Source organism: Actinomadura rifamycini DSM 43936 (assembly GCF_000425065.1).
Taxonomy (GTDB): domain Bacteria; phylum Actinomycetota; class Actinomycetes; order Streptosporangiales; family Streptosporangiaceae; genus Spirillospora; species Spirillospora rifamycini.
On record NZ_AULB01000003.1, the window covers coordinates 125,638 to 147,868 of the forward strand.

The 22,231-nt window shown below is 76.1% G+C and carries 17 protein-coding genes; 8 read left to right on the forward strand and 9 right to left on the reverse strand.

The window, feature by feature from the left end:
* Nucleotides 1-142: 142 nt before the first annotated feature.
* A complete protein-coding gene (locus H505_RS0100450; RefSeq protein WP_026400386.1) occupies nt 143-1,282 on the forward strand; it encodes an acyl-CoA dehydrogenase family protein in 1,140 nt (379 codons plus the stop codon).
* A gap of 12 nt (nt 1,283-1,294) precedes the next feature.
* On the opposite strand, the gene H505_RS0100455 is transcribed toward H505_RS0100450, so the two are convergent.
* Nucleotides 1,295-1,969 (reverse strand): TetR/AcrR family transcriptional regulator, encoded by a 675-nt coding sequence (locus H505_RS0100455; protein ID WP_026400387.1) that lies wholly within the window; start codon nt 1,967-1,969, stop codon nt 1,295-1,297.
* A gap of 71 nt (nt 1,970-2,040) precedes the next feature.
* Between H505_RS0100455 and H505_RS39055 the strand changes: the two genes are divergently transcribed.
* Nucleotides 2,041-3,501, forward strand: a complete 1,461-nt coding sequence (locus tag H505_RS39055) for an MFS transporter (RefSeq protein ID WP_051299968.1) — start codon at nt 2,041-2,043, stop codon at nt 3,499-3,501.
* A gap of 92 nt (nt 3,502-3,593) precedes the next feature.
* Nucleotides 3,594-3,944, forward strand: coding sequence for a hypothetical protein (locus H505_RS0100465; protein ID WP_157432848.1), 351 nt, complete (start codon nt 3,594-3,596; stop codon nt 3,942-3,944).
* A gap of 56 nt (nt 3,945-4,000) precedes the next feature.
* On the opposite strand, the gene H505_RS0100470 is transcribed toward H505_RS0100465, so the two are convergent.
* Nucleotides 4,001-5,137, reverse strand: coding sequence for a CaiB/BaiF CoA transferase family protein (locus tag H505_RS0100470; protein ID WP_026400389.1), 1,137 nt, complete (start codon nt 5,135-5,137; stop codon nt 4,001-4,003).
* A 74-nt stretch (nt 5,138-5,211) separates the two neighbouring features.
* On the reverse strand, nt 5,212-6,735 hold the full coding sequence (locus H505_RS0100475) for a hypothetical protein (RefSeq protein ID WP_026400390.1): 1,524 nt from the start codon (nt 6,733-6,735) through the stop codon (nt 5,212-5,214).
* 563 nt (nt 6,736-7,298) lie between these two features.
* On the opposite strand from H505_RS0100475, the gene H505_RS47170 reads away from it, so the two are divergent.
* Nucleotides 7,299-8,924 carry a serine/threonine-protein kinase gene (locus H505_RS47170; protein WP_051299970.1) on the forward strand — a complete coding sequence of 542 codons (1,626 nt, stop codon included), beginning with the start codon at nt 7,299-7,301 and terminating at the stop codon, nt 8,922-8,924.
* Nucleotides 8,925-8,995: 71 nt separating this feature from the next.
* Here the strand turns inward: H505_RS47170 and H505_RS0100485 are convergent, their stop codons facing one another.
* The 6 genes from H505_RS0100485 to H505_RS0100510 form a co-directional block, all read right to left on the reverse strand.
* Nucleotides 8,996-11,092: a fibronectin type III domain-containing protein gene (locus tag H505_RS0100485; protein WP_026400391.1), complete on the reverse strand. Its 2,097-nt coding sequence runs from the start codon at nt 11,090-11,092 to the stop codon at nt 8,996-8,998.
* Nucleotides 11,093-11,183: 91 nt separating this feature from the next.
* Nucleotides 11,184-12,125, reverse strand: coding sequence for a threonine ammonia-lyase (locus tag H505_RS0100490; RefSeq protein ID WP_026400392.1), 942 nt, complete (start codon nt 12,123-12,125; stop codon nt 11,184-11,186).
* 54 nt (nt 12,126-12,179) lie between these two features.
* A complete protein-coding gene (locus tag H505_RS39065) occupies nt 12,180-14,369 on the reverse strand; it encodes a transglutaminase TgpA family protein (RefSeq protein ID WP_157432849.1) in 2,190 nt (729 codons plus the stop codon).
* Nucleotides 14,366-15,502 carry a DUF58 domain-containing protein gene (locus tag H505_RS52250; protein ID WP_051299973.1) on the reverse strand — a complete coding sequence of 379 codons (1,137 nt, stop codon included), beginning with the start codon at nt 15,500-15,502 and terminating at the stop codon, nt 14,366-14,368. Before H505_RS52250 ends, H505_RS39065 begins: the two co-directional genes overlap by 4 nt.
* Nucleotides 15,503-15,512: 10 nt before the next feature.
* Nucleotides 15,513-16,496, reverse strand: a complete 984-nt coding sequence (locus tag H505_RS0100505) for an AAA family ATPase (RefSeq protein ID WP_026400393.1) — start codon at nt 16,494-16,496, stop codon at nt 15,513-15,515.
* A 121-nt stretch (nt 16,497-16,617) separates the two neighbouring features.
* Nucleotides 16,618-18,756 (reverse strand): fibronectin type III domain-containing protein, encoded by a 2,139-nt coding sequence (locus H505_RS0100510; RefSeq protein ID WP_026400394.1) that lies wholly within the window; start codon nt 18,754-18,756, stop codon nt 16,618-16,620.
* 277 nt (nt 18,757-19,033) lie between these two features.
* Between H505_RS0100510 and H505_RS39075 the strand changes: the two genes are divergently transcribed.
* The 4 genes from H505_RS39075 to H505_RS0100530 all read left to right on the forward strand — a co-directional run bounded on the left by H505_RS39075 (nt 19,034) and on the right by H505_RS0100530 (nt 22,092).
* Nucleotides 19,034-19,795: a M50 family metallopeptidase gene (locus H505_RS39075; protein ID WP_034516260.1), complete on the forward strand. Its 762-nt coding sequence runs from the start codon at nt 19,034-19,036 to the stop codon at nt 19,793-19,795.
* 88 nt (nt 19,796-19,883) lie between these two features.
* On the forward strand, nt 19,884-20,321 hold the full coding sequence (locus H505_RS0100520) for a hypothetical protein (RefSeq protein ID WP_026400395.1): 438 nt from the start codon (nt 19,884-19,886) through the stop codon (nt 20,319-20,321).
* Nucleotides 20,322-20,473: 152 nt separating this feature from the next.
* A complete protein-coding gene (locus H505_RS0100525) occupies nt 20,474-21,226 on the forward strand; it encodes a DsbA family protein (protein WP_051299975.1) in 753 nt (250 codons plus the stop codon).
* Nucleotides 21,223-22,092: a cytochrome c biogenesis CcdA family protein gene (locus tag H505_RS0100530; RefSeq protein ID WP_026400397.1), complete on the forward strand. Its 870-nt coding sequence runs from the start codon at nt 21,223-21,225 to the stop codon at nt 22,090-22,092. The genes H505_RS0100525 and H505_RS0100530 overlap by 4 nt, the downstream gene beginning before the upstream one ends.
* Nucleotides 22,093-22,231: the final 139 nt, after the last annotated feature.

The window sequence follows — 22,231 nt, forward strand, 5'->3', positions numbered from 1 at the left end:
GGCGTCCTGGTGGCTGCGCTGCCGGCGCGAGGCGCGCCGCTCGCGGCGGCGGGACTGAACCTGCTGGCGGCGGCTTCCCCCGCGACGACGCCCGCCTGACCGCTGTTACATTCCGAATTCGGTTCTCACGGCTGGAGGCGCGATGAGCATTTGGAACACCCCCGAACGCACGGCGCTGCGCGAGCTCGTCCGCGACTTCACCGCCAAGGAGATCGTCCCGCACCTGGCCGGCTGGGAGGACGCCGGGGAGCTGCCGCGCGACCTGCACGCCCGCGCCGCCGGGGCGGGGCTGCTCGGCGCCGGGTTCCCGGAGGCGGCGGGCGGGTCGGGCGGGGACGTCATCGATCCGCTGGTGGTGACGGAGGAGATCATCGGGGCGGGCGGGTCGAGCGGGCTCGTCGCGTCCCTGTTCACGCACGGGATCGCGCTGCCGCACATCATCGCGTCCGGGAACGAGGACCTCATCGGGCGGTTCGCGCGGCCGGTGCTGGCCGGGGAGATGATCGGCGCGCTCGGCGTCACCGAACCCGGCACCGGCTCGGACGTCGCGGGCATCCGGACGACGGCGGTGCGCGACGGCGACGCCTACGTCGTGAACGGGGCGAAGCTGTTCATCACCTCGGGGGTGCGGGCCGACTTCGTCACGACGGCCGTCCGGACCGGCGGGCCCGGCTTCGAGGGCATCTCGCTGCTGGTCATCGAGAAGGGCGCCCCCGGGTTCGGCGTCTCGCGGCCGCTGCGCAAGATGGGGTGGCTGTGCTCCGACACGGCCGAGCTGTCGTTCGACGACGTGCGCGTCCCCGCGGCGAACCTCGTGGGCCCGGAGAACGGCGGGTTCCTGCAGATCGTGCAGAACTTCGTCGCCGAACGGCTGTCGCTGGCCGTGCAGGCGTACGCGACCGCGCAGCGCTGCCTCGACCTCACCCTCGGCTGGGTGCGCGAGCGCGAGACGTTCGGCCGTCCGCTGGCGTCGCGGCAGCTCGTCCGGCACAAGATCGCCGAGATGGCCCGGCAGGTCGACGTCGCCCGCGTGTACACGCGCTCGGTCGCCGAGCGGTACGCGGCGGGCGAGGACGTCCTGACCGAGACGGCGTACGCGAAGAACACGGCCGTCTACGCGTGCGAGCACGTGGTGCACGAGGCCGTCCAGCTGCACGGCGGCATGGGCTACATGCGCGAGTCGGAGGTCGAGCGGCACTACCGGGACGCGCGCATCCTCGGCATCGGCGGCGGCACCAACGAGATCATGAACGAGATCGCGGCGAAGCGCCTCGGGCTCTGACCCGGCCGCCGTTCAGCACGCCCCGGCGCCCGCCGGGCGCGCGCCCGCGACGAGGCCGTCGACCAGCGCGCGGAGGCCGTCGAGGTAGGTGTCCTCGGCGGTCAGCTCCGCCCAGCGTCCCGCGACCGCCGCGACGCGCGGCAGCTCGGCGGCGTCGGCGTCCGCGAACACCCGCTCCCGGTAGGTGGGGCGGTCGTCGGACACGCGCCGCCGCTCCCCCGCAGCGCGGACGATCATCTCGCCGACGGTGTAGTACCAGACCGCCCGGTAGCCGTGCACGGCCCGCTCGGGCGTGAGGCCGCACGCGACCAGGCCGTCCATGATCTGCTCGACGAACCAGAGCGCGGACTCCGACATCAGGTCGTCGGCGGTGAGCACCTCGACGAGCCACGGGCAGGCCGCGAGCGTCCGGCGGATGGCGGCCGCCACGACGACCACCCGTTCGCGCGGGTCGTCCGGCAGGTCGGGCCGGAGCAGGTTGCGCGCCGCGTAGTCGTCCAGCAGCAGGACGAGGAGCTGCTCCTTGTCGCGCACGTGGTGGTAGAGCGCCATCGGCGTGCCGCCGATCTCCTTGGCCAGCCGGCGCATGGTCAGCCGGTCGACGCCCTCGGCGTCCACGATCCGGCGGGCGGTCTCGACGATCTCCGCGCGCGAGAAACGCGGCGGCCTGCCCTTGCGCTGCGACATCCCCCCATCATCCCGCACCCGCGCCCCGCCCCGGACTGGACGGCGGACGGCCGGGCGGCTATTTTTCTTACATGTACAAAAATACACGGGGGCGGCCCGGCGCGGTCCTGGCGGCGGCGTCCGTCGCACAGTTCCTCTTCGCCATGGACATGGCCCTCATGAACGTCGCGCTGCCCGACGTGCGCGCGTCCCTCGGCTTCTCGCCCGTCGACCTGTCCTGGGTCGTGCACGCCTACGCGCTCACCTTCGGCGGCTTCCTGCTGCTCGGCGGCCGGCTCTGCGACCTGTACGGACGGCGCCGCCTGTTCGTGTCCGGGCTGGCGGCCTTCGCCCTGTTCTCGCTGCTCGGCGGCCTCGCGCAGGCCCCGTGGCAGCTCGTCGCGGCACGGGCCGGGCAGGGCGCAGCGGCCGCCGCCGCGGCCCCGGCCGCCCTGGCCCTGATCACCACGACCTTCCCCCAGGGACGCGAACGCGTCCGGGCGCTCGGCGTGTGGAGCGCGATGAACGCGGCGGGCGGCGCGCTCGGCGTCCTGGCGGGCGGCGTGCTCACCGAGTACGCGGGCTGGCGCTGGGTGATGCTGGTCAACCTGCCGATCGTCGCGGCGGCCCTGGCGCTGGTGCCCGCGGGCGTCACCGCCGACGCGCGGGACGGGCGGCGCGAGCGGCTGGACGTCCTCGGCGCCGTCCTCGCGACCGGCGGCACCGGCCTCCTGGTGTTCGGCGTCGTCCGCACCGACGTCGCCGGCTGGGCGTCGCCCGCGACCCTGGGCACGCTGGCCGCCGCGGCCGCCCTGCTGGCGGGCTTCGCGGTCGCGGAGGCCCGGACGGCGTCGCCGCTCGTCCGGCTCGGCCTCCTGCGGAGCCGCTGGACGGCGGGCGCGAACGTGATCGTGTTCCTCGCCGCCGCCGGGCAGTTCGCGGCGTTCTACTTCGTCTCCCTGTACATGCAGGAAGTGCTGGGCATGGGCGCGGCGGCGACGGGCGCCGCCTTCCTGCCGTTCACCGTCGGCGTCGTGGCCGGGACGGTCGTCGCCACCCGCGTGGGCGCGGCCCGCTCGCCGCGCGCGGCGCTGCTCCCCGGCACGCTGCTGGCCGCCGCCGGACTCGGCTGGTTCTCGCTGATCGGCCCGGACGGCGGGTTCGCCGCCGACGTGCTCGGCCCGTCCGTGCTCACCAGCGTCGGCCTCGGCCTCGTCCTGGCACCGGTCGCCGCCGCCGCGACGACGGGCGTCGCCCCGCACGAGGCGGGCACGGCGTCCGGCCTGCTGAACAGCTCCCGGCAGCTCGGCGGGTGCGTCGGCCTCGCGGCGCTGGCCACCGTCGCCGCCCGGCACACCGCGGACCCCGCCTCCCCGGCGTCCGTCGCCGACGGCTACGCGACGGGCCTCGCCGTAGGCGCCGTCCTGTTCCTGGTGGCCGCCGCCGTCGCCCTCACCCTCCCCTCGACCCGCCGCCCCGAGCGACCAATCCGTCAGAACGGACAGAATTCTGCAGGGTTTAGAACCCAAAAACGCGACAAATCAACTACTTAATGTAATCACCCTTCACCGAACTCGTCCGGGCGCTAACTTCTCGTGTCCGAGTGCAGGACCGGCTACGAGCATGGAGAATGAACATGACGACCATGGACGAGCGAGTCACCAAGCTGGAGGACCGAGTGACGACACTGGAGACCTGGGCGGGCCCCGGTCAGGCAGAGGCGCTCAGCGGCCGGATCCAGGAGATCGGCAAGGCCGTCGGTCAGCTCCAGACGGACGTGAAGAAGATCCAGAAGACGCTGGAAACGCACGGCCGGACACTGGCGGAGCACAGCCGGCGGTTCGACCAGGTGGACCAGCGACTCGAAAAGATGGACGGGCGGCTCGAAAAGATGGACGGGCGGCTCGACCACGTGGACGGGCGGCTGGCGGCCCAGGATCGGAAGCTCGACGCGATCCTCAAGCACCTCGGGGTGCCCGACCCCGGTGCCGGATGAGGTGACGTCCGGTGACGACGCCCGGCGGCCCTTCGGCCGCCGGGCGTCGTCGCGGGTCACGCCTGGGCGACGGCGCCGGACTCGAGGAGGGCGTCGACGTCGTCGAAGCCGAGGTCGGTGAGGACGTCGCGGGTCTGGCCGCCGGGGAGGACGGGCACGCCGTCGGTCTCGGCGGGGGTGCGGGAGAAGCGCGGGGCCGGGGCGGGCTGGCGGCGGCCGCCGAGCTCCGGGAAGACGTCGCGGGACGTGTTGAACGGGTGCTCCTTCGCCTCCTCCAGGGACAGGACGGGCGCGACGCACGCGTCGCTCGGGAGGAAGACCTCGGCCCACTCGTCGCGGGTGCGGGCCTTGAAGGCGGTGGCGAAGCGGTCGCGCAGGTCGGGCCAGCGGTCCTTGTCGTGCTGCCCGGGGAGGTCCTCCCCGTCGAGGCCGAGCAGCCGGACGAACTCGGCGTAGAACTGGGGCTCGATCGCGCCGACCGCCATGTGCTTCCCGTCGGCCGTCTCGTAGACGTCGTACCAGGGGGCGCCGGTGTCGAGCATGTTGACGCCGCGGCGGTCCTCCCAGATGCCGCCCGCGAGGAAGCCGTGGATGAACGTGGACAGGTGCGCGGTGCCGTCGACGATGGCGGCGTCGACGACCTGGCCGCGGCCGCTCGTCCGGGACTCCAGCAGGGCCGACAGGACGCCGACGACGAGGTACATGCTGCCGCCCGCGAAGTCGCCGAGGAGGTTCATCGGGACCTGCGGCGGGCCGCCGGCGCGGCCGATGGCGTGCAGGGCGCCGGTGACGGCGATGTAGCCGATGTCGTGGCCGGCGCTCTGCGCGAGCGGGCCGTCCTGGCCCCAGCCGGTCATCCGGCCGTAGACGAGGGCGGGGTTGCGGTCGAGGCACGCGTCGGGGCCGATGCCGAGGCGCTCGGTGACGCCCGGCCGGAAGCCCTCGAGCAGCACGTCCGCCTTCTCGACGAGGCGCAGGACGACGTCGCGTCCCCGGTCGGACTTGAGGTCGACCGCGACGGACCGCTTGCCGCGGTTGGTGAAGTCGGTGGCCATCCCGCCGCCGACGGCCGAGGCGCGTTCCACCCGGATCACCTCGGCGCCGAGGTCGGCCAGCAGCATCGCGGCGAACGGCCCCGGCCCGATCCCGGCCAGCTCGATCACCCGCACTCCGGAGAGCGGACCTTTGCCCATCTCGCGACCCTTTCGCTGAACGTCGTTCGGTCCCCCCAGTGTGCACCATCGGCGTAAGCGGATGCTGACGCGGGTCAGCGGTCGCGGTCCCGGGCGGTGACCCGGACGGCGCCGCCGGGGTCGGGCGAGGTGCCGACGAGCAGCCGGCCCTCGGTGCGGGTGCGCAGTCCGCCGTCCGCGTGCGGGGTGAGGCCGCGCGCGGCGGCGGCGAGGTAGCGGCGGGCGCCGTCCGGCGCCGTCCACCACGTGCCGCTCACCGGGCGCCGCACGTCGCAGGCGCCCGTCCGGATCGGCTCGTCCCGGGTGAGGAGCATCGCCTCGGACGAACCGGTCCCGTCGGCGAACGCGAGGCGGGTGCACGTCCAGTCGGCGCGGCCCCCGCCGTGCGGCAGCCGTCCGGCCCAGAAGTCCCACGCGACCGCCTCGGCGACCGGCCGGTCCCGCTCGGCGGTGAGGCAGCCGAGCCGGTTCCAGAAGTCGCGGCCCGCGGGCCCGAGCCGCTCCGCGGGCGCGGCGCCGGACGTCCGGCGGTCGAGCGAGCGGGGGTCGGTCGTCCGGTGGTCGGGCGAGCGGTAGGCCAGGACGGGCGCGCGCGGGCCGCCGAGCGCCCCGACGGTGTGGGAGCCGACGTGGAACAGCGGACCGCGGCCGCAGGGCGTCGCGGGCGCGACGGGCGCGGTCACGCCGTCGCGGACCGCCAGGGCCGCACCGTCGAGGGTCTCGGGGGCGGCGTCCCAGGGCGCGAGCAGCCAGCGGCCTCCGGGCAGCGCGATCGGGGCGGCGGGGTCGGCGCCCGCGAGGCGTACCTCGAGCCCGGCCGGGGTGTAGCGGGCGAGGCGGGTGCCGCTGCGCATCACCGCGAGCGGCCCGCCGGCGGCACGCCCGGCGTAGAGGAGTTGGGCGGCGTCGCCGGGCCGGTCCGCGCCGGTCTCCGCCGCCCAGGCGGTGGCGGCCTCCCGCAGGAACACGTCGTCGCGGACGAGGTCGCCGCGCGCGGGCCAGGCGTCGAGGGACCGGACGGTGCGCCAGGCGTCCGGCGCGGCGGTGACGAGCCGCAGCGACGCGGCGGGCGCCGCGGGCGGGCGCTCGGTGACCACCAGGGCGCCGACCAGGACGGCGGTGAGGGCGGCGGCCGTGACCAGCGGCAGCACCGACCGGTTCCGGACGGGCCGGACCGGCACCGGCTCGAACCGCGCGGGCCGCCGCGAGGGCGGCGCCTCGACCGCGTCGGCCGCCTCGATCACCTGCCAGGGGCGGCGCACGCGCAGCTCGATGAGCTGGTCGCGGACGGCGAAGCGCGGCATCCCCTCGATGTGCAGGAGCACGTAGGCGACGCGGACGCCGGGTTCGAGCTTGGCGAGCGCGACGGTCAGCGCCGGGTCGGGCAGCCGGGCGGGCAGCGCGCGCAGCCAGGGGCCGAGGCCGATCTGCAGCCGGCGGGACGGCCGCATCGCGCGGCGCAGCACGCGGGTGCGGCGGCGGGCCAGCCCGGCCGCCGAGCGGTCGCGGGCACCGCGCGCGGTGCCGTCCACGATCCGCCGGGCGATCGCCAGCCGGTAGACGCGCTTGCCCCGGCCCGGCAGAACGAAATACGCCATTCGGACAAGGTCGCCGTACGCCGATTCGGCCGCGGGCGTTCCCGCCTCCGAACCCGTCAGGACATCTTCCATCACGGCGCGCCACTCCGCTCCCTGCGTTTCCCCGTTCGCGGACCCGAGATTATGGGGCGCACCGACCGGCGCGGAGCCGAATTGGGGGAACACTGACGAAGGCCAAAGAATATGTCGTGCGATTTCCGGACGAACAGGCGACGAATCCCCGGCCCCCATGCCCGCCCCACCATGGCCGCGCCCCGCGAACGACCGCCGTGGACGCGCTGCGCGGACGGCCCACGTCGCTGACCCGCCGTGGCCCCGCCCGCGGACGCGCCGCGCGGATGGTCCGCCGTGGACCCTCCGCGGGCTCGGCGCGCAGGCGGCATGCGTGGTGGACGTGCCGTGCGGACGACCCGTGCGGATGGCCGGCGTGGCCCCGCGAGCGGGTCGGCCGGAGATCGCCCACGCCCGTTTCGTCCCCGTACTACCCTGGGGGTTTCCGGGGGACGCCCCGGACGTCCGCGCCCCCGCCGCGGTGAACGCAACCGAGAAGGATCCCCCGACGCATGACCGAGGACGTCCCGGGCTACCGGGTGGTGGAACAGGTCGGCGAGGGCGGCTTCAGCGTCGTGTACCGCGCGCACCAGGAGCGCCTCGACCGCATGGTCGCCCTCAAGGTGCTGTCGATCAGCGCCGTCGACGACGCCGCGATGCGGCGCTTCCAGCGCGAATGCAAGATCACCGGACGGCTGTCGGGGCATCCCAACATCGTGACCGTGCTCGACACCGGCACGGCCCGCTCCGGCCGCCCCTACATCGCGATGGAGTACTTCGAGCACGGCGCGCTGTCCGACCGGCTCGCCCGCGAGGGCCCGCTCGGCGTCGCCGAGGTGCTCCGCGTCGGCGTCAAGACGGCGGGCGCGCTCGCCGCCACCCACGAGACGGACGTGCTGCACCGCGACGTCAAGCCGCAGAACATCCTGCTGTCCCGGTACGGCGAGCCCGCGCTCGCCGACTTCGGCATCGCGCGGCTGGTCGACTCCTTCGACGCCACCCACACCCAGGCGTTCACCCCGCACCACGCCGCGCCCGAGATCCTGCAGGGCGGGCAGCCCGGCGTCGGCGCCGACATCTACTCGCTCGGCTCGACGCTGTACCAGCTCCTCGCCGACCGGCCCGCGTTCAAGGGCCCGCCCGGCGAGGGCATCGCGTTCCTGATGCTGCGCATCATGAACGAGGCGCCGCCGGCCATCCCCCGCCCGGACGTGCCGCGGCGGCTGCAGGAGGTCATCGGACGGGCGATGGCGAAGACGCCCGAGCAGCGGTTCGGCAGCGCGGTCGAGTTCGCGCAGGCCCTGCAGAAGGTGCAGGCCGAACTGGGGCTGCCCGTCACCGACGTGGCGCACAGCGGCATGTCCACCCTGCCGCACCCGACGGGCGCCGGACCGGTGCCGTTCTCCGACACCGGCGGGACGTTCCCCGCGACCGGGCGGCCGTCGTTCCCCGACGCCTCGGGCCCGCCGCCCGTCCCGGAGTGGGCGCCGACGGCCCGCGGGCCCGCGCCGGCCCTCCCGGGCCCGGCCGCCCCGGCGCCGAACTCCGACACCTCGCCGTGGCACCCGGGCGCCGCGCCGTCCCGTCCGGAGTACGCGTACGACGGGGCCCCGCAGCCGCACCCGACCGCACCGCCCGCACCGCACACGGGGCCGCAGGACGGGCCGTCCCGCGGGCTGATCGTCGCCGTGTGCGTCGCGCTCGTCGGCGGCCTCGCGCTCGGCGTCGGCGCGCTCATCGCGTCCGGCGGCGAGCACCCGAGGTCGCGGACGCCGGCCGCGGGCGGCGGCGACCCGGCGCCACCGGCGTCGTCCGCGCCGCCCGAGCCGATCAGCGCCGAGCAGATCGCCGCCGCGCGCCCGCAGGGGCTGCGGGCCGCGGCCGCGGCGAACGGCGCGGTGCTCGCCTGGAAGCTGCCCCCGGCCGCGCGCGAGCTCCCGCTGCTGATCCAGCGGGACCCCGCCGGTTCGGAGCCGATCAAGTCGGTGGCCCCCGGCTCGACGAAGACGGCCGTCTCGCCGCTCGTGCCGAACGAGGACAACTGCTTCCGGATCGGCGCGGTCCTGCGCGTCAACCAGGGCGCCTCCCCGGACGTGGCCTGGTCGAAGGTCGCCTGCGTGCAGCAGGCCCGGAGCTGATCCCGGAACCGCGAAGGCCCCGTCCCGGGAGCGGGACGGGGCCTTCGACCTCGGGCGGCGCGGAGGGCGGCTCAGCCGGCGCACTCCCAGATCGGCGGCCCCGCGAGGACATCCCAATTGCCCGAGGTGTAGGTGTCCGCAAGGTAGTTGAGGATGTAGCCGGTTTTCCCCTTCCACGTGATCTGCGTGTAGGTGTTACCGGAGTAGTTCTTGTCCGAGGGGTGGGTGTAGGCGGCGCCCTTCACCTGGCAGTGAACGGTGATGCTGTCGCCGTTATTGTTGACCATTTCCCCAACAACGGCACCATTGTGGCCATCCGGCGTTGCGCGGATGTAACCGGTCGAGTTCTGGTTGAGGATGACCTTGTGCGCCTGGTCCGGTCCCTCCAACTGGACGTCGACGGTGGTGCCCGAGCCGGCTTCGGCGGCGTTCATGGAGGTGACCGTGAACGTGTAGGCGCCGTTCGTCCAGATGTCGGTGAGGGCGGTGGACGTTCCGGTGACGACCTTCGAGCCCGAGACGGGGCCGGTCCACTCGACCTTGTACCGGGACGCGCCGCCGCCCGCGGGTGCGGCCCACGTCACCGCGGTACCGGACGACGTCGCCTTCGCGGCCACGTTCGTGGGGGCGCCCGGCGTCAGGCACGGGCGCACGGGGTCGCTGGGCGCGGAGAGGACCTCCTTCGCCCGCCCTTGGGGGTCGGTGTAGCGGACGGCCACGCGGAACGTGTACTCCTGCCCGCAGTCGCCGCCGGTCACGGTGAAGGCGGGCGGGGCGTTCGGCGCGATGGCGGCGGGGGTCGCGGTGAGGCCGGCCGGGAGGTCCTTGAGCGTGTAGCCGGTGATGCGTTCGCCCTGGGAGGGCTGGAACGAGACCTGCATGGTCCCGTCGCCCGGCGCGACCGCGAGGTTGGACGGGGCGGTGGGCGCGCCCGGTTCCCGCGGGGAGCCGGACGGCGGCACCGGGTCCCGGCCGGGGCGGGGCGGGGTGCCGGGCAGCGGGGGCGCGTCCCCGGTGCCCGGGAGCGGGATCCGGCGGCGCTCGCCGCCCGCGACCTCCTCGCGGTACTTGTCGACGGCCTTGGTCTCGCCGCCGCGGTCGATGACGACGGCGCCCGGGCCGTCCGGGTCGTTCGCCCACAGCAGGCCGTCCTTGACGAACACCTCGAGGGGCGACTTCGGGCGGCCGACCGTGACCGGCTTCTCGAAGCGCTTGGCCGCGGTGTCGTAGACGATGAGGGCCCCGGCGGTCTCGTCCGGGATGTACACCTTCGTGCCGAGGACCTGCGGCGCCCGGTAGCGGTGCCGGGGCATCTGCAGGCGCGTGCTGGTGTAGCGGCCGGTGCCGGTGTCGAGGGTGACGAGGGAGCCGGTGCCGGGCACCAGCATCGGGACGATCGCGCCGTCGGCGACCGCGGGGGCGAGCACGCCGCCGCGCCCGGCCTCGCGGACGCTGGACGGCAGCGAGATCGTCAGCCGCGTGCCGGACGGCTCGACGACGGTGGCGGTCGCGGCGGTGGAGTCGACGACGACGGGGGTGCCGGCGGCGATCGTGAGGGCCAGGTCGTGGCCGGGCTCGCCGACGTCGACGGGCTCGCGCAGCCGCCCGTCCCGGAATCCGGCGAGGCGCCCGTGCACGGCCACCGGCACCCACAGGTCGCCGCGGGCGCCGATCCCGGCCTGCCCGAGGACGGGATCGAGCCGGGCGGGCTCGCCGGCGGGCTGCAGGGTGATCGCGTCGAGCTGCTGCACGCCGCCGTTCACCGAGTCGACGGTGTAGGCGCGGCCGTCCTGCGCGAGGACCTGGATCCCGGCGCCGAGCCCGGCGCTGCCGGCGATCTTCATCTGGGCGGGGTCGAGCCGGCTGACGACGCCGGTCTCCTGGTCGACGATGAGGATCGTCGTCCCGTCCTGCACGACCTTGATCCGGTTGCCGCGGGCGCCCGCGGGCAGCGGCGCCTTGCCGTCGACCTTGCCCGCGAGGCCGTTGACGTGGACGACCAGTCCCTTCGTCCGCGCGGACAGCCAGGCGCCGACGTCGGCGAGGTCGTACTTCGCGCTGGCCGCGCCGACCCCGTAGACGACGGCGGCGATCACGACCGCGCCGACGACGCCGACGGCGATCTGCCCCGTCAGCCGGTCGCGCTTGAAGACGGCACCTGCACCCACCCGTGGACCACCTTCCCCGATTGGCGCTCACCGTAGTGACTCCCGCCCGAACGCCGGGGGAATTGACCGGATCCGGTCGCCGATGACGGGTTTAGTCGCCGTTTCCCGCGTCGAGGGCCGCGGCGTACGTCGGAATCGTGATGTTGCGTCCGGACAGCACGACGACGAGCCGCCCCGCGGTCTCGACGCGGCCCGCCAGGACGGCGGCGACCCCGGCGGCGCCCGCGCCCTCGGCGACGAGCCCGTGCTCGCTCAGCAGCCACCGCAGCGCGGCGCGGATCTCGGCGTCCGTGACGGCCGTCAGGCCGGCGCCCCGGATCAGCCCGGGCGTGACGCAGCCCGGTTCGAGGTTGCCCGGCAGCCCGTCGGCGAACGTGTCGCCGACCGGCACCTCCACGACGCGTCCCGCCTCGACCGACGCCGCCACGCCGCGCGACACCGCCGACTCCACCCCGACGATCCGCACGTCGCCGCGCCCGCGCGCCCACAGGGACAGGCCCGCCGCGAGGCCGCCGCCGCCCACCGGCGCGACGACCGTCAGCGGGCCCTCGGCCTGCGCGTCGAGCTCCCGGCCGATCGTCCCCTGCCCGGCGATGACCGCCGGGTCGTTGTACGGGGAGACGTACCGGCCGGGCAGCGTCAGCGCGTGCGCCTCGGCCTCGTCGTAGGTCGTCCCGTGCCGGACGAGCCGCACCGGGAAGCCGGCGATGCGGTCGGTCTTCGCGCGCGACGCGCGGGTGGACACCACGACGGTGACGTCCGCGCCCGTCGCGGCCGCCGCGTACCCCATCCCGAGGCCGTGGTTGCCCGCGCTGGCCGTGACCGCCGGTTCCCCGGCGGGCAGCGCGTCCACCGCCGCGACCGCGCCCCGCACCTTGAACGAGCCGGTCGGCTGGAACGTCTCGAGCTTCAGCAGCGCGCCGGGCGCGAGGCCCGACGGCACCAGCGGCGTGGGCGCGAGGCGCCGCGACACGGCGCGCCACGCGCGGTCCAGGTCGTCCGGTCCGGGGACCCGGACGGGACGGGCGGTCATGAGCGTTCGCCGGGTCCGCCCGGCAGCGTCCGCGTGCGCATCCGGCCACCCTAGTCAGCGCCCGGTGAGGGAGCGGGGGTGCAGGCGGCGGCGGAGGCGGCGCAGCCGCCCGGCCTTCGCGGTGACCAGCCGCCCGACGGCGTCGGTGTGCCGCCAGGCGCGGTCGGCGGCGGCCGCGTCCGGCGGGACCGGCGCGAAGCGGGTGCGGTCGACGAGCTCGGCGAGCGGGTCGAGCTCGCCCTGCGCGGCGGCGCCCACGCCGGCCCCGCCGAAGCGCGCGACCTCCTGCGCGGTGAGGGCGCCGGACGCGCCGAGGCCGGCGTCGGCGAGATGGTCGAGGGCCTGCCGCCAGGCGCCCGCGATCCGCTCGGCGGGCGGCCCGGCCCGCCTGCGGCGGGTGCGCAGGGCGGGCGCGATGAGGACGGCGAGGACGTACCCGAGGACGAGCGCCGTCCCGGCGATCGACGCGAGCACCCACCATGGCGTCGGCTCGTCCGGTGCGGCCGTCCGCGCCGCCCCCTTCCCGGGCTTCTCGCCCGCCCCGGGGCCCTGCTGCCGGGACGCCGCGTTCTTCTGCGCCTGCTCAAGGGACTGCGCCGACTCCCCCGCCGCGACCGCGTCGCTGTCCTTCGAGCGCCGCGCGTTGTCGGGCAGCGGGTTGAAGCGCACCCAGCCGAGCCCCTCGAACTTGACCTCGGGCCACACCATCACGTCGCCCGCCCGCACCTGCACGGCGCCGCCCGCGCGCTTCCCGCCGGAGAACCCGACGACGAGCCGGCACGGCAGCCCCGCCGAGCGGGCGAGCAGCGCGTACGCGGCGGCGAAGTGCTCGGGCGTCCCGCGGCGGCCCTCGGCGAGGAAGTAGTCGATCTGCCGGTAGCCGTGCCCGGGCGCCGCCGTCACGTCGTACTTCGCGTACCGCTTGAGGTACTCGGCGAGCATCGCGGCCTTCTGCACGCCGGTGGACGCGCCGCGCGTCGCGGCCGCCGCGAACCGCTCGAACTCGTCGAGCTGCACGGGCTCCTTCGCCGCGCCCGGCCCCCACGGCAGCTTCAGGGCGGCGCGGGCCTCGGCGTCGCGGGCGACGCGCGCGCCCTCGAGGTCCTCGGCCCGCCACTCCGGGACGACGGACGTGACCGTGTACGAGCTTCCGGGCGCCGGCGGCTCCGCGGCGGCGAGCGTCCCGGCGGCGGGGTCGGCGACGACGGGCAGGCCCTCGACCCGGCGGGGCCGGTCGGGCGCCGGCACCCACACGCCGGGCAGGTCGCCGATGGTGACCCGCTGCGTCGTCGTGTGCGACCGCTCCGGCGCCCCCGGCTCCTCCGGCCGCTCCGGCACGCGGCTGCCCGTCGGGACGAACCGGGCGGTGGACGACCACGTCACCCCGTCGAACGCGTCGAGCACCGCGAGCCGCTGGATCTCCGGCCGGTCGGCGTCCACGGTGAACAGGACCTGGTCGGGGCGCAGCAGCCACCCGCCGACGCGGTCGAGGGGGCTGACGCCGTCGCGCTGCAGCGGCGGCGGCGCCGCCACCTGCTCGCGCGGGTCGTAGGGGTCGGCCGCGACCGGCACCACCGGCGCCACCAGGTACGCGACGAGGCCGAGGACGGCCGCGGACGGCACCCCGAGCGCGATCGGCCGCCACGCCGGGCCCGCGTCGGGCTCGCCGGAGCGGACCAGCGCCAGCACCGCGACCAGCACGACGGTCCCGGCGGCGAGCGGCACGTTCGTCCCCGGGCCGTCCACGCCGAGCAGCAGCGCGACCGCCCACACCGCCAGGGCCGGGACGCACGGCAGCGCCCGCCGCGACGTGCGCAGCGCCGTCTCGGCCGCCGCGAACGCCGCCGCCCACACCAGCACGCCGACGACGAGCAGCAGGCGCGGTTCGGCCGGGGCGGGCAGCAGGGTCGTCAGGATCTCCTTCCACCCGTTCAGCACCCCGTCCCGGAGCGTCTGCGGCAGGGTCCCCGCGCTCAGCGCGGGCCGCAGCACGGTGAGCGCGGACGTCCCGGCCCAGGCGGCGACCGTCAGCACCAGCGACGGCCACAGCGGCCACGGCCGCCCCTTCTTGCGGGGACCCGACAGCAGCGCGGACAGCAGCGTCGGGACGACCGCGGCGACCGCGGCCACCGGCACCACCGGCCCGTACCCGAACACCCGGTGGAACGCCAGGCCCGCGACGGCCGCCAGCGCGGCCGTGACCGCGAGCGACGCGTACCGGGCGGCCGGCCGGATCCCGCTCATCGGACCGCCCCCAGCCGCCGCCACGTCTCCGGCAGGTCGTCCAGCGCGGCGACGTCGGCGACCCGGACGCCCGGCGGCGCGGGCACGGGACCCGGCGGGCGCACGCGCAGCACCACCACCCGGTCGAACCGGCCGCGCACCGCCGCGATCCGGCCCAGCTCGGCGTCGCCCGGCGTGACGGCGACCAGCGCGCCGCCCGCGCGCACACGCCGCACCACGTCCATCGTCGGCTGCGGGCACTCCCGCGCGGCGACGCCGGTGAGCCGGTCCAGAATCTCCTCGACGTCGCCCGGGCCGCCCCGCGTCTCCGCGACCGGCCCGTTCCCCGTCAGCACCCGGACCGGGAAGCCCGCCGCCGCCGCGCCCGCCGCCACGCTCGCCGCCGCGTCCACCGCGAGCTCGAAGTCGTCCGGGTCCGCCCACCGGTCCGGCCGCGCCTCCAGCACCACCGTCGTGGTCGGCAGGCTCGCGTCCACGAGCTGCCGCACCATCAGCGTCCCCGTCCGGGCGGACGACTTCCAGTGCACGTGCCGCAGCTCGTCCCCGACGACGTACTCGCGCAGCGCGTGGAACGTCGCCGTCCCCGCCGGGGACCGGTCGCTCGTCGGCCCTTCCAGGTGGTGCGCGCGGCCCGACGGCAGCGGCGGCAGCACGACCGTCCGGGGGCGCACCAGCAGCGACCCCGGCGCGCCGTACTCGCGGACCCGCCGCGCCAGCCGCAGCGGGTCGGCGCGCACCAGCCGCAGCGGGCCGACCGCGATCCGGCCCCGCCGGTCCGTCGGCAGCGCGTACGACACCGTCCGGGTGGCGCCCGCCCGCAGGCGCGGGACGTCCACCGCCACGTCCGCCGAGCCCGCCGCGTCGCGCGCGGTCAGCCCCCGCACGCCGCGCCCGGCGCTCGTCACGTGCAGCACCCCGGTCGCGGGCTCGCCGCGGCCGACCTTCGCGGGCGTGATCTCCCGCCGCACCTCCAGCCGCGGCCGCGGCAGCGTCCACAGCACGGCCGCCAGCACCGCGACCAGCCCCGCCACGGCGAACGCCGCCGGCTCGGGGTACCCGAGCCACCAGCCCGCGGCGTACAGGACCGGCGACGCGGCCGCCATCCCCCGGCCCAGCGGCGTCAGCACGTTCACCCCGCGCCCCTCAGACAACGGCGGCCTGCGGCGTCGGCACGTTCGCGAGCGCCTCGTCCACGACGTCCGCCCCGCCCCGCCCCCGCAGCTCCGCCTCCGGCGTCACGACGAGCCGGTGCGCGACGACCGGCACCGCGAGCGCCTTCACGTCCTCGGGCACCACGTACCCGCGCCCGGCCGCCGCCGCCCGCACCCGCGCCGCGCCCAGCAGCGCGATGCTCGCCCGCGGGCTCGCGCCGAGCCGCAGGTCCGGGTGCCCCCGGGTCGCCGACACCACCCGCACCACGTAGTCGTGCAGCGGCGGCGCCACGTGCAGCCGCCGCGCGAAGTCGATCATCCGGGCGAGGTCGTCGCGCCCCATCACCGGCGGCAGCCGGTCGAGCATCGCGCCGGTCGGCGCGCCCGCGAGCATCGCCACCTCGGACCGGTGGTCGGGGTACCCCATCGAGATCCGCATGAGGAACCGGTCGAGCTGCGCCTCCGGCAGCGGGTACGTCCCGTCCATGTCCACGGGGTTCTGCGTCGCCACGACCATGAACGGGCGCGGCACCGGATGCGGCCGCCCCTCCACCGTGACGCGCCGCTCCTCCATCACCTCGAGCAGCGCCGACTGCGTCTTCGGCGACCCCCGGTTGATCTCGTCCGCGACCGCGATGTTCGCGAAGATAGGCCCCGGGTGGAACTCGAACGCGTTCTTCCCCTGGTTGAAGATCGACACCCCGGTGATGTCGCTCGGCAGCAGGTCGGGCGTGAACTGGATCCGCGCCCACTCCGCCTCGACCGACGCCGAGATCGCCCGCGCCAGCGTCGTCTTCCCCACGCCCGGGACGTCCTCGACGAGCAGGTGCCCCTCCGCGAGCAGGCACGTCAGCGCCAGCTCCACCCGGTCCCGTTTCCCGCGCACGACCCGCTCCACGTTGCCCGCCAGCGCGGCGAACATCTGCGCGAACCGTCCCGCCGGCGCGTCCGGGTCGACCCCGGCGTTCTCCGTCATTCCCTGCTCCCCGGTGCTCACCGCCCGGCCCCGCCGGACATGTCGTGACTCGGACGCCGCCACCCCGTCTTCGGTTGCGCCCGAAATCCGTCCGCCGCCCCGGCGCCGGACGGGCGGCCGATCACCCCTCGCATTCGAACAGCCCGTCCGAGGGGAAGCCCCGGCCCTTGGTCGTCCGCACGAGGGTGTCGTTGAGGTAGCCGTCGCCGTGCGGCGTCCGGACCTGGTTCCAGACGTCGCTGCTGCTCCCGCTCTCCGGATCGGTGTAGGGCTCGCCCCGCACCTGGCACACGACGGTCATCGTGACGATCCGGTCCTTCGGGATTTTGCCGTTCTGACCGCCGCCGGTTCCGGGAGTGGACCGGATGATGGTGTTCGTCTGGCCGTTGTTCTGGTTCTGGAACTGCCGCGTGGGATACGCCAGGTCGACGGTCGTCGCGACCGGCGTGGACGTTCCGGCGCCGTTGCGGGCGGTGACGGTGACCTGGTGGCGCGCGTTGTTCCGCAGGCCGCCGACCGTCGCCGACGTCGACTGCGTCTCGAGCGTCCCGGCGGGCGTGGTGACCGTGTAGGTCACATCGTGCCCCGGCGAGGCGTCCCACGTGAGCCGGGCGCCGTGGTCGACCGGTTCGGCGCGCAGGCCGGCGGCCGGGGGCGGGGCCTGGCAGGCGGCGGCGCCGACCTCGCCGGACGGGCTGAACTTCGTCTTCCCCGACGCGTCCTCGTACACGGCGGCGACCTTGAAGACGTGCGTGGTCGAGTCGCAGGTGAGGCCGCCGACGGTGAACGCGCCCTCGGTCGCGGTGCCGGGGTGCGTCCGCGGGGACGCGCCCGCGACGGGGCGGCCCGCGGCGTTCAGGAGCGCGAAGCCGGTGATCGGGCGGACGCCCTGCGGCTGCGGCGCGGCGGTGAACCGGACGACGACCGAGCCGTTCTCGCCGGACGCGGCCGGGATCGGCGGTTCGGGGGCGGTGGGCTCGGGCTTCTCGGGCCGGCGGGACGGGCCGCCCCCGGAGCCGCTCCCGCCGCCGCGCCCGCCGCCGGTGTTGGCGCCGTCCCCGCCGCCGCCCGGGTCCGCCTGGACGGGGAGCGGGCGGCGGGCGCCGCCGGGCACGTCCTCCTCGTACTTCCGCACCCGCTTCACCGCGCCGTCGCGGCTGAACGCGAGGGCGAAGGCGCCGTCGGGGTCGTTGAACCACAGCATGTGGTCGCGGACGAGCGCCTCGACCGCGCCGCCGGGACGGGTGGCGGCGACCGGCTCCCGCCAGGCGCCGGCGGCGGTGTCGAACACCAGGAGGCGCCCGGACGTGCGGTCGGGCAGGTAGACGCGCGACCCGAGGATGTGCGGGGGCGCGAACTCGTGGTCGGGGACGCGCAGGGCCACCGACTCGACGCGGCCGACGCCGGTGTCCAGCAGGTGCAGGGAGCCGCCCGCGCCGAGCATCGGCACGACCCCGCCGTCGGTCGCCGCGGGCAGCTTGACGCCCCCGCGGGTCCCCGCGACCGCCGCGGGCAGCCGGATCGTCTGGACGCCCTCGGGACGGACGACGTGCGCGGTCGCGGACGTGCTGTCGACGACCACCGGGGTCCCGGCGGCGATCGTGAGGGAGAGGGTGGCGCCGGGCTCGCCGACGTCGACCGGGGTGCCGGGGCCGCCGCCGTGGAACGGCACGACCCGCCCGTCCTGCGGGACCGGCACCCAGAGGGCGCCGCGGCCGTCGATGCCCGCCTGGCCGAGGGGGGCCGCGAGGGTCGCGGCGGCGCCGAGCGGCGCGAGGCTGACGGGGTCGATGCGCTGGACGACGCCCTTCACGAGGTCGACGGTGTAGGCGGCGCCGCCGCCGACGGCGACCTGCAGGCCGGGCCCGCCCAGCCCGCGCGACCCGGTGATCTCGAGCTGCGCGGGGTCGATGCGGCTGACGACGCCGGTGTCGGTGTCGACGAGCAGGACCGTGGTGCCGTCCTGGACGACCTCGATGCGGTGCCCGCGCATCCGCGCGGGCAGCTCGGCCCTGCCGTCGACCTTGCCGGCGGGCCCGTTGGCGTGGACGACGAGGCCCTTGGCGCTCGCGCCGAGCCAGGCGCCGACGTCCGACAGCCGGTAGCGGGCGCTCGCCGCGCCGACGCCGTACACGAGCGCGCCGACGACCAGCACGCCCGCGAGCGCGATGGCCGCCTGCCCCGTCAGCCGGTCGCGTCCGAAATACCGGATGATCCCGTGCGGCTTCCCCGTCCGCCCGGGAGAGCGTCCCCCGCCCAATCCCGTCACCTCTCGTCGCGCCACCGTCCGTCCCCACGGAGGTGGCGTGGCGCCCGCCGTACGGGAGGGCACCATAACGGTTGTGCGGGTCGTACCGGAACGGAACCGCACGACTCGGGCCTGCCGCGACGCGGCGGGGCGGCGAGATACGGGCGCGGACGCGTGACATGTCTCACAATCGGGGGCGGCGTCGGCGTTCCGGGGGTGCGGAACCGAACGCGAGCCTTGTCCGCGACGTCCTACTGTTGGGCATCGCGACGACGAATCCGGGGTGGACGTGGAGAACGCAAGCATCGCCGACCTGTGGGACCGCCTGACGGGCACGCAGCCCGACCCTCCGTGGTGGCTGGTCGCGCTCGTCGGCCTGGTGGCGCTCGGCACGGTGCTGCACGGCCCGACATGGCGGGTCGCGCGGAACACGGTGACGATCGCGCACGAGGGCGGGCACGCGCTGGCGGCGCTGCTCACCGGCCGGAAGCTGGACGGCATCAAGCTGCACTCCGACACGTCGGGAGTGACGGTGTCGCGGGGCAAGCCGCACGGCCCCGGGATGGTGTTCACGGCGTTCGCCGGATACGTCGCCCCGCCCCTGCTCGGGCTGCTGTTCGCGGTGCTGCTGGCGGCCGGGCGGATCACCCTGATGCTGTGGTTCACGCTGGCCCTGCTCGCGGGGATGCTCGTCATGATCCGCAACGCCTACGGCGTGCTGTCGGTGGTCGGGACGGGCGCGCTGGTGTTCGCCGTGTCGTGGTTCGGGTCGGCGGAGGTCCAGGCGGGCTTCGCGTACCTGGCGGCGTGGTTCCTGCTGCTGGCGGCGGCCCGCCCGGTGGTGGAGCTCCAGCGGATGCGGGCGCGGCGGATGGCGCCGACCTCCGACGCCGACCAGCTCGCCCACCTGACCGGCGTCCCCGGGGCGGCGTGGGTGACGATGTTCGGCGCGGTCGCGCTCGCCGCGCTGGTCGCGGGCGGCGCGCTGCTCGTCCCGTCCGACCTGTCGCTGCCCGACCTGCCCGGTCCCCCGCTCCTGCCCGGCGGCTGACCCGTCCGCCGGAACCCGTCGCGTTCGCTTTCGGCGCGGGCGTCCGTACAGTGGGCATGTACCGCACCCACGTGAACGGGAACGCTTCATGGTCTCCGGCAGTCTCGCCCGCACCGCCCGCCGGGCCGTGCGCGGCGCCGCCGCCGACCGGCCGCTTCCCGTGCGGGTGCTGGTGATCGCGCTGATGCTGCTCGCCGTCGCTGCGGCCGTCTGCCTGAAGCCGGTCGACCGGGCGGAGGCGTCCGCGCCTCCCCCGGCGGCCGGCCCCGGCGCGGCGCCCGCGGCCGTCCACGTCCAGGCCGGCGCGCCGGACGCGGACGGCACCGGCGACGAGCGGTACTGCTCGAAGCAGAAGACCACCCCGGGGCAGTCCGCCCCGGCCGCCGCGCCCGAGGCGCCGTCCACCCTCGTCCCGGCTACCCTCGCGCCGCCGCCCCGCGTCCCGGCCGCGCCCATCGCGCGGAACGAGAGCGGGCCGGCACCGCCCGAGCCCCGGCACATCCTGCTCTCCGTACTGCGGATCTAGAGCCGCGCGCCGCTCCGCGCGCGGCCCGTCGGCGCCCTCCCGGCGCCGCACGGACCGTCACGGTCACTGCACGGCCCGTCACGCCGTCCGGCGCACGCCGGACGCGCGCACCGGCCGCGATCCCGCATTCCCTTTCTCCGAGGAGCAGCATCGTGCCCAGCACCACTCCTTCCGGCCCGGAGTCCGGCCCGAACCGGAAGGTCACCGTCACCGCCGCGGCCGTCCTGATCGCCGCGCTCGTCTTCGGCGCCGTCTCCGCCTTCGGCGGAGGCGGCGGCCGCGGCGACCGGACGTCCGCGCCGCCGTCCCCCTCGGCCGCCCCGTCGGGCGGTGCGCAGGACGGCCCCGAGGTCGCCCGGCGGCAGGCCGGCGACCCGCGCGCCGTCGGCCGCGCGGACGCCCCGGTCGTCCTGATCGAGTACTCCGACTTCCAGTGCCCGTTCTGCGGGAAGTTCGCCCGCGACGTCCGTCCGAAACTGATGCGGTACGTCGAGAACGGCGACCTGCGCATCGAGTGGCGCGACTTCCCGATCTTCGGCGCGGAGTCCGAGGCCGCCGCCCGGGCCGGGTACGCGGCGGGCCTCCAGGGGAGATTCTGGGAGTTCCACGACGTCGCCTACGCGAAGGAGCGCAAGCGCAACAGCGGCGCGTTCTCCCGGGACAACCTCGCGAAGATGGCCGGCGAGGCGGGCGTCCCCGACCTCGACCGGTTCCGCCTCGACATGACGCTCGACCCCGCCGTCGAGGCCCTGCGGCGCGACATGGCCGAGGGCCACGAACTCGGCGTCCCCAGCACCCCGGCGTTCCTGATCAACGGGAAGCCGATGCTGGGCGCGCAGCCGTTCGAGGTGTTCGACGGCGAGATCCGCGCGGCGCTGCGGCAGGCGGAGGGGGCGGGCCGGTGACGCCCGACATCGGCATGGCGGCCGCGTTCCTCGGCGGCCTGCTCGCCCTGCTCAGCCCGTGCAGCGCCCTGCTGCTGCCGGCCTTCTTCGCCTACGCGTTCACCGGCACGCCGCGGCTCGTCGGGCGCACCGCGGTCTTCTACGCGGGCCTGTGCACCACGCTGGTGCCGCTGGGCGTGGCCGGATCGTTCGCGGGCCGGCTGTTCTACGGGCACCGCGACGTGCTGGTCGCGGTCGGCGGCTGGACGGTCATCGCGCTCGGCGTCGCGCAGATCGCGGGGCTCGGCTTCGCGTTCCGGCGCGTCCAGGACGCGGCGGCGCGGATCCGGCCCGGCTCGTCCGGCTCGGTGTACGCGCTCGGCGCGCTCTACGGCCTGGCGGGCTTCTGCGCCGGGCCCGTGCTGGGCAGCGTGCTGACGGTGTCCGCGATGAGCGGCACCCCGCTGTACGGGGGCGTCCTGCTGGCGGTCTACGCGCTCGGCATGGCGCTGCCGATGTTCCTCCTCGCGTTCTTCTGGGACCGTTTCGGGCTCGGCCGCAAGCGGTGGCTGCGCGGCCGGGCGTTCCGGGCGGGACGGCTGGAGCTGCACACCAACTCGCTGGTGTCCGGCGCGTTCTTCATCGCGCTCGGGGCGCTGTTCCTGCTGTTCGACGGCACGTCCGCGATGCCCGCGCTCCTCGACGTGGACGCCGAGTTCGCCGCGCAGCGGTGGGTGCAGGACGTCGCCGGGCGGGTCCCGGACGGCGCCGTCGCCGCCGCCGTCGCGGGCGCCGCGGCGGCGGGCGTCCTGCTGGCGCAGATCGTCCGGGCCCGGCGCGGCGCCGCCCGGGAGCGCGAGCCGGACGGGTCCCCGGCGCGGCGCTGACCCGGGGGCCGGATGCGGTCAGCGGGGTCGCCGCCGGCGCGCGGGCGGACCACGATGGTGCATGGCCGACACCAAGCTCGATCGCGGCAAGTACCACCGCAAGCGCAAGGCGCGCCTCCGCCGGGCCCGCCGCCGCTCC